This is a genomic window from Corynebacterium tapiri, from assembly GCF_006334925.1.
GTDB classification, from domain to species: domain Bacteria; phylum Actinomycetota; class Actinomycetes; order Mycobacteriales; family Mycobacteriaceae; genus Corynebacterium; species Corynebacterium tapiri.
In genome coordinates this window covers 54,534-66,890 of sequence record NZ_VDHJ01000012.1, presented here as the reverse complement: position 1 = coordinate 66,890, position 12,357 = coordinate 54,534, and the positions used below count along the sequence as shown (strand labels likewise).

8 protein-coding genes are annotated in these 12,357 nt (G+C 61.3%); 3 read left to right on the top strand and 5 right to left on the bottom strand.

What is annotated here, in order from left to right; all coding sequences use genetic code 11:
- Positions 1 to 105 precede the first annotated feature (105 nt).
- Entirely contained in the window at positions 106 to 969 is an 864-nt protein-coding gene (locus tag FHE74_RS09085) for a PRC and DUF2382 domain-containing protein (protein ID WP_139466198.1), read from the top strand.
- Between the two features lie 265 nt (positions 970 to 1,234).
- Here FHE74_RS09085 and FHE74_RS09080 read toward each other — a convergent pair whose 3' ends face one another.
- The 3 genes from FHE74_RS09080 to betA all read right to left on the bottom strand — a co-directional run bounded on the left by FHE74_RS09080 (position 1,235) and on the right by betA (position 5,370).
- A complete protein-coding gene (locus FHE74_RS09080; protein WP_246049255.1) occupies positions 1,235 to 2,413 on the bottom strand; it encodes an FUSC family protein in 1,179 nt (392 codons plus the stop codon).
- Between the two features lie 33 nt (positions 2,414 to 2,446).
- Positions 2,447 to 3,481 (bottom strand): class II fructose-bisphosphate aldolase, encoded by a 1,035-nt coding sequence (gene fbaA, locus FHE74_RS09075; RefSeq protein ID WP_139466197.1) that lies wholly within the window; start codon positions 3,479 to 3,481, stop codon positions 2,447 to 2,449.
- Positions 3,482 to 3,603: 122 nt separating this feature from the next.
- The gene (gene betA / locus FHE74_RS09070) at positions 3,604 to 5,370 is read right to left on the bottom strand and encodes a choline dehydrogenase (protein ID WP_139466196.1); all 1,767 of its coding nucleotides are present in this window, start codon (positions 5,368 to 5,370) and stop codon (positions 3,604 to 3,606) included.
- Positions 5,371 to 5,632: 262 nt separating this feature from the next.
- On the opposite strand from betA, the gene betT reads away from it, so the two are divergent.
- Together betT and FHE74_RS09060 are read left to right on the top strand one after the other, a co-directional pair.
- Entirely contained in the window at positions 5,633 to 7,810 is a 2,178-nt protein-coding gene (gene betT / locus FHE74_RS09065; RefSeq protein ID WP_425456342.1) for a choline BCCT transporter BetT, read from the top strand.
- A gap of 52 nt (positions 7,811 to 7,862) precedes the next feature.
- Positions 7,863 to 9,443, top strand: a complete 1,581-nt coding sequence (locus tag FHE74_RS09060; protein ID WP_139466194.1) for an aldehyde dehydrogenase family protein — start codon at positions 7,863 to 7,865, stop codon at positions 9,441 to 9,443.
- A gap of 46 nt (positions 9,444 to 9,489) precedes the next feature.
- Here FHE74_RS09060 and FHE74_RS09055 read toward each other — a convergent pair whose 3' ends face one another.
- Both FHE74_RS09055 and FHE74_RS09050 read right to left on the bottom strand, forming a co-directional pair.
- The gene (locus tag FHE74_RS09055) at positions 9,490 to 10,692 is read right to left on the bottom strand and encodes a glycoside hydrolase family 76 protein (protein WP_139466193.1); all 1,203 of its coding nucleotides are present in this window, start codon (positions 10,690 to 10,692) and stop codon (positions 9,490 to 9,492) included.
- Positions 10,693 to 11,017: 325 nt separating this feature from the next.
- Positions 11,018 to 12,190 (bottom strand): AAA family ATPase, encoded by a 1,173-nt coding sequence (locus FHE74_RS09050; RefSeq protein WP_139466192.1) that lies wholly within the window; start codon positions 12,188 to 12,190, stop codon positions 11,018 to 11,020.
- Positions 12,191 to 12,357: the final 167 nt, after the last annotated feature.

Genomic DNA, 12,357 nt, shown 5'->3' with positions numbered 1-12,357 from the left:
ACGTGCCTACCGTGAGTGTTGTTGGTCACGGAATTGCACCGCGACCTCATGACAACTTTCACCGCTTTCGGGATTACCGGAAGCACCAACGGAAGGAACTAACAAATGGCTACTAACCACGAGATCCGCGAGCTGCTCGAGGCAACCGCATACGACGCTGACGGCGAGAAGCTGGGCAAGGTCAACGAGGTTTACATCAACGACACCTCCGGACAGCCGGACTTCATCGAGGTCAACCACGGTCTCTTCGGCCTGGGTTCCTCCCTGGTTCCGCTGCGCGGCCACGACCTGAACGGCGAGGAGCTGCGTCTGGCCTTCCCGAAGGACCGCATCAAGGATGCTCCGAACGTCGACGCCGACGCTCACCTGTCCAACGAGGAGCAGGAGAACCTGTACCGCCACTACGGTCTGGACCGCGCTGAGAACCGCACCTCCTACACCGACCACCGTCGCAACGCTGGCGTTGCAGGTGCCGGTGCTGGTGTCGCAGGCGCTGGCGTTGCCGGTGCTGACCGCGAGCGCGAGGTTGAGACCGAGCGTCGCGTCGAGGCTGACCGCCACGCTGCCGCTGACCGCGACGTCCACACCAACAACGACGGTGAGATCATCCGTTCCGAGGAGCGCCTGAACGTCAACAAGGAGCGCGTTGGCGCTGGTGAGGTCAAGCTGCGCAAGTACGTCGTCAACGAGACCGAGACCGTCGAGGTTCCGGTTCAGCGCGAAGAGGTTTCCGTCGAGCGCACCCCGATCTCCGCTGACGAGGCTGCCAACTACAACGGTCGCATCGGTGAGGAAGAGGCTTCCGTCACCCTGCACGAGGAGCGCGTGAACGTCTCCAAGGAGACCGTCCCGGTAGAGAAGGTCAACCTGAACAAGGAGACCGTCCAGGACACCGAGCGTGTTTCCGAGACCGTTGCCAAGGAGCGCATCGACACCACCGGCACCGAGGACATCGAGCGCAAGAAGTAATCACTTCTTAGATCTCTCCTCGCACTAAGCCCCGATTCCCTCCCCAAGGGAACCGGGGCTTTTGCCTTGCGTGGTTTTTGGGGCCTGGTCGACCGGAAGAAAACCGTTTAGTTTCCGGTCGACCACGAACACCCATGGATGGATCGCGACCTGGGATTTTAGGCGCATCATCCCCAGCCCTGGTCGACCGGAAGAGGCCTGTTTGGTTTCCGGTCGACCACATGCGAGTTCCGGCCGATACCCGCCCCCAATCAGACTCCGCTCTTTACGGCTCCCATACTTCCGGCGGCACAGCGGGAGTGTCCGTGGTTGGTGCTAAGACGGCAACCGCGGAGTCGTGCGACATACCGCAAACCTGCAGTAGGTCTGCCACGTAGGAGCGGCTCTGCGCCAGCAACGCATAGTTGGAGAGCACAGGGTTCTCGCCCGCCACTGACATGTCCAGCTCGGCTCCCACGACGCGCAGGCGGCGAACTAGGTCGGGAATCTCAGCGGCCTCCTGGGCGGTCGACTTGGCCTGAAACACCAGCGAGAGCGAGTAAGCGATGTCGCCGAGTTCGTCGATGAGCTCGATCTGCTTCTGTGTGGCCGAGTCCTTGTCCGCAGTGAGCACATACGCCCGACGTGCGAGCACGCGCGCGGTGCGCACCGTATTGTCCGCCGGGATGAGCACGCGCCCGATTGAGCGGGCGTATCTGCGCGATCCCCACATCAACGGAGAGATCTTGGTTGATTCCAAGCTGCTTTTCGCCGCGGTGACCATGGCGTCCACGTTGGACTGCGAGCTACGCACCTGGCGCAGGGCCTCGGCGATCAAATCGGGGTCTGAGGTGGACAGGCCTTCGGCGACGTCGTGAAGCACAGACGACTGCAACGCCAGGAGATTGGCCACCTTCTGCCGGGCCTCCCCGAGCGCGGATGACGGGATGAGTGCGACGACCAGTAGACCGATCACCGAGCCGACGAAGGCGTCGAGGGTGCGGTCGATACCAGTGACGTCAGCATCCGGGCGCAAGATCGTTGCGATGAGCACCGTACCGATGGCCACCTGGTTAGCCACGAGCTGGGAGTTGGACAGGAACGACGCCAGTGCATAGGCCACGCCCACCATGAGCGTGATGTGCCAAGGCTCCAGGCCCGTGCCCAACACGTACAGCAAGAGGTCGCCGATGAGCACGCCCAGCACGCAGGCGAAGGACATCTCCAGGGCGCGCTTGACGCGCTCTCCGCCGGAGAAACCGATGACGATGATCGAGGTAATCGGCGCAAAGAACGGGGTGGCATGGCCCCAGAGGAGCTGGGCCACATAGAACGCCAAACCAGAAGCGACCGCCACCTGCACCACCGATAACCACCGCTTTCGTAAGCGGGTGAGGCGGGATTGCAGGGAGCGGTCGATCACGGCAAGTCGTTGCCGTGTGGAAATACGTCGCCGGGGTTCCATGGCCACTTAGCTTAGCGGCCAGACCCCCGCGGCCTACTTGGTTACAGACTTACCCACGGAGTGCAGGTCCTGGCACGCCTCGACGACGCGCTCGGACATGCCCTGCTCGGCCTTCTTCATGTAGGAACGCGGGTCGTAGACCTTCTTGTTGCCCACTTCGCCGTCGATCTTGAGAACGCCGTTGTAGTTCTCAAACATGTGGGAGACGACCGGACGGGTGAAGGCGTACTGCGTATCGGTGTCCACGTTCATCTTGATGACGCCGTAGGTCAGGGCCTCCTCGATCTTCTCCTTCTCGGAGCCGGAGCCACCGTGGAAGACGAAGTCGAACGGCTGAGCGCCGGCCTCCAGGCCGAGCTTCTTCACAGCGACGTCCTGGCCCATCTTGAGGACCTCCGGGCGCAGCTTCACGTTGCCCGGCTTGTACACGCCGTGCACGTTGCCGAAGGTTGCAGCCAGCAGGTAACGGCCGTTCTCGCCGGTGCCCAGGGCGTCGATGGTCTTCTCAAAGTCCACGTCGGAGGTGTACAGGTTGGCGCCAGCCTTGGCCTCTACGCCGTCCTCTTCACCGCCGACGACGCCGATCTCGACCTCGAGGATGATGTTGGCGGCCTTAGCCTTGGCCAGCAGCTCCTGAGCGATCTCGAGGTTCTCGTCGATCGGAATTGCGGAACCATCCCACATGTGGGACTGGAACAGGGGAAGCTCGCCGCGGTCGACGCGCTCCTGGGAGATGGCCAGCAGCGGGCGGACGTACTCGTCCAGAACTTCCTTCTGGCAGTGGTCGGTGTGCAGAGCGACGTTCACGCCGTAGTGCTTGGCAGCCTCGTGCGCGAAGGCGGCGAGGTTGCGGGCACCGGCCACCATGTTCTTCACGTTCAGGCCAGAACCGAATGCGGCGCCACCGGTCGAGAACTGGATGATGCCGTCAGACTCGGCATCCGCAAAGCCCTTCAGCGCTGCATTGATCGTCTCAGAGGAGGTGCAGTTGATGGCCGGGTAGGCGAAACCGCCCTGCTTAGCCCGGTCGAGCATCTCTTGGTACACCTCAGGGGTGGCGATAGGCATGGTCTGTGTCCTCTCGTTGAACGCGGCCGGCTAAGCCAGCCATTGTGCACTTTCTAGTATGCCCTTTTCGGTCGGATATTGGGGAGTCGGGATTGTGCTTTTCGACGCCCCTGCGCAACGGGTTAGCGCTCCGCGCCCGGGATGAAGTTCTTGTGATCGCGAACCGGCTCCCCCTCGGCATAGAGCGGCATACCCTCGCCGGCCTTGTACCACACGTGGTTTTCTGCCGGCAGCGGCTTCTTTCCGGCGATGAGGTCGGCCGCCTTCTCGCCCACCATCATGGTCGGGGCATAGATGTTGCCGTTGGGCACGCTTGGGAACACTCCGGCGTCGGCAATGTACAGGCCATCCACTCCCCAGACCTGCATGGTTTCGGGGTCGACAACGGCCATCTCGTCGTCCTGGGTTCCCATCTTGGTGGTGCAGGACGGGTGCAGTGCGGTCTCGCCATCATTGCGGACCCACTCCAGGATCTCCTCGTCGGTCTGGACGTCGTTGCCCGGGCTGAACTCCTGGGCGCCGATCTCGGCCATGGCCTCGGTGTCCAGCAGCTGGCGGGCCACGCGCACGGCCTCGACCCACTCGCGGCGGTCTTGGTCGGTGCGCAGGTAGTTGAACAGGATGGCCGGCTTCTCGTGGATGTCGGCGCTCTTAATGCGCACGTAGCCCTTGGTATCCGAGAACATCGGGCCGACATGCCACTGGAAACCGTGCTTGACGTCGGCCTTTTGACCGTCGTAACGCACCGCCAGAGGCAGGAAGTGGAACATGAGGTTCGGGTAGGGCTCGTCGTCGTTCGAGCGAACGAATCCGCCGGCCTCGAAGTGGGAGGTCGCGACCGGGCCACGCTTGGTGGTCAGCCACTGCAGGCCCATGAGCGGCCAACGCCACTTGTCCAGGTAGGGCTGGGAGGAGTCGACCGACTTGGTGGTCTCGTACTGGATGTAGACCTCGAGGTGGTCCTGGAGATTCTCACCCACACCGGGCAGGTGCTTGACCACGTCGATGCCCAAAGATTCGAGGTGCTCGCGGTTACCCACACCGGAAACCTGCAGCAACTGCGGGGTGTTGATGGCACCCGCGGACAGGACGACCTTATCGGCAAAGATGCGGCGCTTCTGGCCCTTCCACTCGTACTCCACGCCCACGGCCTTGGTGCCCTCGAACAGGACCTTGGTGGTCATGGCGCGGGTGCGGACCTCAAGGTTGTCGCGATCCATGTTCGGGTGCAGGTAGGCGCGGGCCGCGGACTGGCGGCTGCCGTGCTTGATGTTGCGGTCGAAGGGCGCAAAGCCCTCCTGGCGGTAGCCATTGACGTCATTGGTCAGCTTGTAGCCGGCCTGCTGCACAGACTTGAACAGGGTCTGGAACAGCGGGCTGACGGCTGGGCCACGGGAAAGGAAGAGCGGTCCGTCGTGGCCACGACGCGGATCGTTCTTCTCAGAACCAGCAGCGGTCTCCATCTTCTTGAAGTACGGCAGGCAGTGGGCGAAGTCCCAGTGCTCCATGCCAGGGTTCTTGCCCCACTTCTCGTAATCCATGGGATTACCGCGCTGGAAGATCATGCCGTTGATGGACGAGGATCCGCCCAGCACCTTGCCACGTGCGTGGTAAACGCGACGGCCATTCATTTCGGGCTCGGGCTCGGACTCGTACATCCAGTCGTAGTTCTTCGCGCCGATCGGGAAGGAGAATGCCGAGGGCATGTGGATAAACAGGTCCCAGAGGGAATCCTCACGGCCGGCTTCCAGGACCACCACGCGGGTATCCGGGTCCTCGGTCAGGCGCGCGGCAATGACTGAACCTGCGGAACCACCGCCAACGACAACAACGTCACTGACTTCATCAGTGACGTTCTTATTGCCCTTCTTCCGCTTGAAAAAGCCCATGAAAACTTCTTCCACCCTTCGTGTCCAGATTGAGAATGTGCGGTTATTCAACTCCATCCACCCTAGGCGCCTATTGACTTTGGATTCCACCTCCCCTAATCGCTACCCCCACTTTTGCGAGGCCCCTAGGGTTTAAGGAGCAATCGAGAAGGCGAGCTGTGCACCGCCTTCCCACCCGGGCGCGCCTTGGGTGGTCTCACGCCACAATCATCCGGAAGGAGTGTTAGTAGTGACGACGGCTTCGCCTGATGATGAACAATCGATCACGAAAACCGTCCCCGCCCAGCAGCGACGCACCAACGAGCGCGACCGCTCAAGATTCAAGCTCCGCGCCCTGGTGGGCACGTACAAGGCAGAGACCGGCCACGAAGTCGGCTCTGACCAGGTGCCCACCCCAGCCACTAACTGGCCAGTCTTTATCGCCTCGAGCATCTTGATCCTCTTCGTGGCTGCCTATGCCGGGTTGGTTCCCGAACACGCCGCCACCACGCTCGGTCATGTCACCAGCTGGATCGCCACCAACCTGGGTTGGTTCTACATCCTCACCGCCACCGCCGCGGTTGTCTTTGTCATCTTTATTGCGTTTTCCAAGTTCGGGTCGATTCGCCTTGGCCCCGATCATTCCCGCCCGAAGTTCAGCACGTTTTCCTGGGTGTCCATGCTCTTTGCCGCGGGCATCGGCGTGGACCTGATGTTCTTTGCCGTGGCCGAGCCAGTGACCATGTTCGTCGCCCCGCCCACAGGTGACCCAGAAAGCGTCCAGGCCGCCAAGGACGCCGTGGTCTACGCGATGTTCCACTATGGCATCACCGGCTGGGCACTCTACGCGCTCATGGGCATGGCCTTTGGCTATTTCGCCTACCGCCTCAACATGCCCCTGGCGATCCGCTCCGCCTTGTACCCGCTGTTCGGCCGGCGCATTCACGGCATCATCGGCGACACCGTGGATGTGGCCGCCATGCTCGGCACCGTCTTCGGCGTCGTCGCCAGCCTCGGCATCGGCATTGTGCAGCTCTCCTACGGCATCCACCTCATCTTCGGCGTCGAGCAAGGCACCGGGTTGCAAGCTGCGCTGGTGGTCTTTGCCGTGGCGGTGGCAACGCTGTCGGCTGTGTCCGGCGTGGACAAGGGCATTCGCCTGCTTTCGGAGTTGAATGTCTACCTCGCCATCGGGCTTATGGTCTACATCGTCATCGTGGGTAAGACCGCTCACCTGTTCAACGCCATCGTGGTCAATATCGGCGACTATGTGTCCACCTTCGCGTCGTGGACGATGGAAAGCTATGCCTATGTGGAGGATCCGGCCGCGGCTAATGACTGGCTGCAGACCTGGACTCTGTTTTTCTGGGCGTGGTGGATCGCGTGGGCAACCTTTGTTGGTCTATTCCTGGCACGCATCTCCCGCGGTCGCACGCTGCGTCAGTTCGTCTTTGGCACGCTGACCTTCCCGTTCCTGTTCACCCTGATGTGGATGTCCTTCTTCGGCAACACCGCCCTGGACCTGGTCCGCTCGGGTGATTACCCAGAGTTCACCGAAAACGCAGTGAACTTCCCGGAACAGGGCTTCTACGACATGTTGAATCTCTTCCCGGGTTCGACCTTCCTGATCATCCTCACCACCCTGATCGGTCTGCTGTTGTACATCACCTCGGCCGATTCGGGCGCACTGGTGATGTCCAATTTCACCTCCGTGATTACTGACAGTCGCCAGGATGGTTCGCGCTGGCTGCGCATCTTCTGGTCGGTCACCGTTGGTGTGCTTACTCTCGCGCTCCTGCAGCTCGACGGCATCAGTACCGTCCAGTCCGCCACCGTGGTCATGGGCCTGCCGTTCGCCTTTGTCATTTACATGGTGATGTTCTCCCTGATTAAGTCCCTGCGCCTGGAGTCGGTCCACGCCGATGCCACCAGGTCTGCTCTGCAGAGCGCGCTGACCAGTCGCGTGACCGATGGCTCTGCGGGCGATTGGAAGCAGCGTCTCGACCGCGCCAACTCGGTTCCCAGCCGGGAGGAAATGCGCAGCTACACCACCGAGATCGCTGCTCCTGCCCTGGAGGAGGTCACCCACGAGCTGCTGGGGCGCGGTTACAACGCGCACCTGCTCACCTCCGATCTGGAGGAGACCAACCTGCCGCACCTGGATCTGACCATCAAGCTCGCGGGGGAGCGCGATTTCCGCTACCAGCTTTTCCCCGTCGCCTGCGAGCTCCCCGAGTTCATCGAGGAAGAGGGACCGAAGGAGTACTTCCGCCTGGAGGTCTTCGGCCACACCGGTTCGCTGGGTTACAACGTCTACGGCTACACCCACGATCAGCTCATCAACAACGTTCTCGACCTCTACGAGCGCCATCTCGCCTTCCTGCACCTGCAGGCCCCCGAGGGATCCTCTGATCTTTCCGATGGCGCGGAGCCGGAGCGCACGTGGAGCCAGGATCACTAGAATGGCCGCGTTCGCAATCAGCCGTTAATGGCTAGAAAGGATTGTCACAAACATGAGCACGCAGAATTTACTGTTCAATCCCGCCGAGGCCGCGCTTCTCGACGGCGTTCATACCGGTGGCTCGCCCAAGTCACTGTTTATTGATGGCCAGTGGGAGGCCGCAGCCTCCGGCAACACGCGCACGATTGTCTGCCCTGCGGATGGCACCACCGTTGGCACCGTGTCCGAGGCCGCGGAGGAAGACACTATCCGTGCGATTGCCGTCGCTCGTCGCACGTTCGACGAGGGCTCCTGGTCCGCCACCCCGGCTATCGAGCGCGGAAAGATCCTCGTGCGCGTTGCCGACGCTATCCGCGAGCACAAAGACGTGTTCGCCGCCGCCGAGTCTGCCGATACGGGCAAGCGCCTCGAGGAGTCGGAAGCCGACATGGACGACATCGCCGGCGCCTTTGATTACTTTGGCACGCTGGCTTCCCATCAGGCAGGACGCGTTGTGGACCCGGGCGATGAGAACGTCCGTTCCCGCATCGATTCCGAACCCGTAGGCGTGTGCGCACTGATCACCCCGTGGAACTATCCCCTGCTCCAGGTCTCCTGGAAGGTCGCTCCCGCCATCGCGGCCGGCAACACTTTCGTGCTCAAGCAGGCAGAGCTCACTCCGCACACCGCGATGCTGCTCATGCGCGTGTTCAAGGATGCCGGGCTTCCCGACGGCGTGGCCAACCTGATTACCGGCGCCGGAGCCGAGTGTGGCAACCCGCTGTCCACCCATGAGGACGTCGACATGGTGTCCTTCACCGGTGGCTTGGAAACCGGCCGCATCATCGCCCGCAACGCCGCCGAGACCATCAAGCGCACCGCCCTGGAGCTCGGCGGTAAGAACCCGAACGTGGTCTTCGCCGACGCCGACTTCGACGCCGCCCTGGATAATGCCCTGACCGCGGCATTCTTCCACTCCGGACAGGTCTGCTCGGCTGGTTCTCGCCTCATCGTCGAGGAGTCCATCCAGGACAAGTTCGTTGACGCACTGGTCACGCGCGTCAACAACATCAAGATCGGTGGCCCGACCGACTCCGTCGCCGAGACCGGACCGCTGATCTCCGAGGAGCACCGCAACAAGGTCGCTTCCTACGTGGACAAGGCCCGCGAACAGGGTGCGACGATCCTCACCGGGGGGCGCATTGCCACCGCCGAGGACAACGACTCCGCCCACGGCACCGGTGAGACCGACCTCAGCAAGGGTTACTTCTACCTGCCCACCGTCATCGATGCGGGCAATGAGAAGCTCGACTGCATCTACGAGGAGGCCTTCGGCCCGACCGTCACGGTCGAGACCTTCTCCACCGAGGACGAGGCCATTCAGATCGCCAACGACACCGAATACGGCCTAGCTGGTGCGGTATGGACCGAGGACGCCGGCAAGGCAGAGCGCGTAGCCCGCGGACTGCGCCACGGCACGATTTGGATCAACGACTTCCACCCCTACCTGCCGCAGGCAGAGTGGGGCGGATACAAGTGCTCGGGCAATGGCCGCGAGCTGGGCCCGACTGGCCTGGCCGAGTACCAGGAGCACAAGCACGTCTACCGCAACCTGTCCCCGGCTGCGACCGGGCAGTTCGGTTTGAACTCCTAAGGCAAAGCTCAAGCCCGCGGGGATTCCCGCGGGCTTTTGTTTTTTCTTAGGCCCGGGACCGCTCGGCCATGTACGTGGACACCCGCGCGGCCGCCTCCAGGAGCATCCACCCGGAGAGCTGCACTGATAGATCGCGCTCGGCGATGCGGATCACCCCGACAGCCTCGCGCAGGTTGGTCGGGCCCAGGCCGTAGTTGTGGGGCAGGCGCGCATCCGCGGTCCAGTCGGTGGCAAAGACTGGTAGGCCGTCGACCTCCAAGCGGTGGTTCCACACGCTGGTTGCGGAGGCCAGCACCATGCGCGCCGCGAGCTTCTTGGCCGCCCGATTCGCTGGGGTATCCTCCGGCATGCGCACCGCGACGTCGGCAAGATAGCGCACCAGAATGCCCTTGAACAGGCCTCCGTCACCGTCACCGGTCTCGTGGTCGATCACTCCGGCTGGGGTGGCCATGTGGCTGGCCACTGCCTGCACCAACTCGCGGATGCGGGTGATAAAGCGCATGGCCTCGTCGATCTTGTCGGCATCCGCGATGTCGCCGATGCCCTCTCGGTAGCCAAAACCGGCTCGCTCGCGCAGCGCCAGGGCGATGTCCAAGCAGGCGCCCAGCGCAACGCCCTGGTTGTACGGGTGGATGTTGCGCACAATCTCCATGCCGTCCATGCGCATGCGGATGCCGTCCATGACCAGGCCGCGATCGTCCACGAGGTTGTCAAAGATCCAGTCGACGACCTCGACGGCCTTGTCCAGCCGTCCGGTACGCGCCATCATGATGGCGGCCGGGCCGTTCGCCGGCACGTTAAAGAAGGTTTCCCCACCGGTGCGCCAGGGCAGTACACCGGTGACGTCGTCAAGCCCCGCCAGGATGTTGAACTCCAGGTCAGCCAGAGACTTCGGGGCCTTGACCTTGTCCAGCTCCCCTGCCCGGCCAAGAGCGAGCGCGAGCCACGCCTTGTCGTCGTAATAGCGGTTGCGCTCATACTTGCCGTTGCGCACGCGGATCCCCCGCATGGTGGCCACGATGCGTTGGCGACGATCCCGGGTGTTCTCACGCTGGGCTGCATCTACCAGGCAGTCCAAGTAATGCGCCTGCCACCAGTAGTGCCAGTTGATAAACAGCTTTTCCTTGGTCATCGGCGGCCAGCTGACCACCGCCAGGTTGGTATGGGGAACACCAAAGACGCACTGTGCATGGCGATCATTGATGGCGTTTTCCGCCAGCGTTGCCCTATGCGCCCACTTTTCGTGCACGGAGATCCTCTCTCTACCTAGAACTGCCACCACGTATGCAGTCTGTTTTACAAATCTTAGAGTAGTCACGGGACGGGCTCGATCGCTTTTGCCTTTTCAGGGCAACCATTGCTCTTAATCCCATACGCCGATCGAAAACGCACCTGTTACCTCGGGCCCATCGAGCCCTTTCGAGCGGCCACCGGCCGGGCAGCGTTTGTGAGAGTCGGCTGCACTGCTTGGCAACCCACAGGTCGCGAAACCTGGAATGGGCGATGTTCCCCGGAGCAACAAACCGAGCCTAAATCACGGTATCGGTGTAGAAATAGCTATAGATCTCTCGAGTTTAGTTTTTGAGATCATCCCTCCGAGATAGCGCATCAACCACAACATGCTTTCGTAGGTAATCACGCATATACGGGAGCTCGAAGTCGACGAAGCCATAACCGGCACTGGTTATAAGTTCCGCATCAATAAGCCTGCGCCGATAATTCCCTACATACTGAGCATTTGCTTCCATTCGTTGCGCTATGTCAGACATGGACGACGGCCCATCATCCACCGCCATGGCCGCAAGGAAAGTTCGATCCACTGCCGATAGATCAGCTAGGGCAGACTCATGAACCAGCTGCCCCAGTTTCCGTCTTGCCACTACGGCGGCTTTGGCCACCGAGCCCTCCGTGATGACCTCTCCCTCCCGTTCCCTAAAACACTGCTGACCAATCAACTGAATGAGGAAGGGATAACCCCCGCACGCTTCGACTGCAGCATCGAGACCTTCGACACTCCACGTGAAACCAGCATCTTCAATAGGGTCTTTCAGTGCTCGCCTGACATCTTGACCATCAATCAATCCAAGATCGATCCTGTTAGCCCGACGCAGGAAGGTGACAGGATTTTTGCCCTCATCACTAGCTAGAAGCGGCTTGATGGACTGCGGTATGCCGGCGATCGCCACTGCAACGTTGCGGTCCTCCCGCACCAGGTGTTGGATCACGGTTCCGAATTCAATTGCTTCTTCGCGCCGATGATAGTGCAGTTCATCAAGAGTAATCAGAAGTCCAACAGGGCTCTGATTGAGTGCCCGATCTCGCTCTTCTTGGCGCTCTAGAAACTCCGTAAGAGCCGAGCGCAGCGTTACCTTTGGTTGGTACTGAACGACGTTCTCGAACTGGACACTGCCTACCGCCGGGATACCAATTCCCGAGATCTTCTTCTTATGAGTTTCTGAGCCTTCATCTGACATTCTGTACAGAGCTTCAATGATTCGCTCCGTAAACCCTTTTGTCGCTGTCTCAGAAATAACCCACCAGGATCTTTCCCTTGCTTTACTCTCGAACGCGTTGAGCAAGGCAGTCTTGCCCACACCGCGAAGCCCCGTGATCAGGGAGATGCGCTCATGAGACCCCGGCCCATCATCAAGGGCGTTTTCAAAATCCTCAATCTCATCCTCACGACCGGCAAGATAAGGCGGCGTGGAGCCCAAAGTCGCTCGGAAAGGGTTCTGGGGGCGGTTCATGATGCCGAGTGTACCTGCAGTTTTTAATCTCTTACAATCTTTTTAATCTTTACTATCTCGCACGTCTACGCAGTTCAGTAGGGCTTTTCTTAAAAATTTTAGACCCCAACCCCAACGCCCCCTGAAAGGCCTCAAGCTGCAACCAGCCCCTACTTCGCCCATCGCCC

Bases quoted from the DNA above. Each gene is read 5' to 3' on its own strand.
- FHE74_RS09050 (WP_139466192.1), bottom strand. From the start codon at position 12,190: ATGAACCGCCCCCAGAACCCTTTCCGAGCGACTTTGGGCTCCACGCCG.
- FHE74_RS09060 (WP_139466194.1), top strand. From the start codon at position 7,863: ATGAGCACGCAGAATTTACTGTTCAATCCCGCCGAGGCCGCGCTTCTC.
- fbaA (WP_139466197.1), bottom strand. From the start codon at position 3,481: ATGCCTATCGCCACCCCTGAGGTGTACCAAGAGATGCTCGACCGGGCT.
- betA (WP_139466196.1), bottom strand. From the start codon at position 5,370: ATGGGCTTTTTCAAGCGGAAGAAGGGCAATAAGAACGTCACTGATGAA.
- FHE74_RS09085 (WP_139466198.1), top strand. From the start codon at position 106: ATGGCTACTAACCACGAGATCCGCGAGCTGCTCGAGGCAACCGCATAC.
- FHE74_RS09080 (WP_246049255.1), bottom strand. From the start codon at position 2,413: ATGGAACCCCGGCGACGTATTTCCACACGGCAACGACTTGCCGTGATC.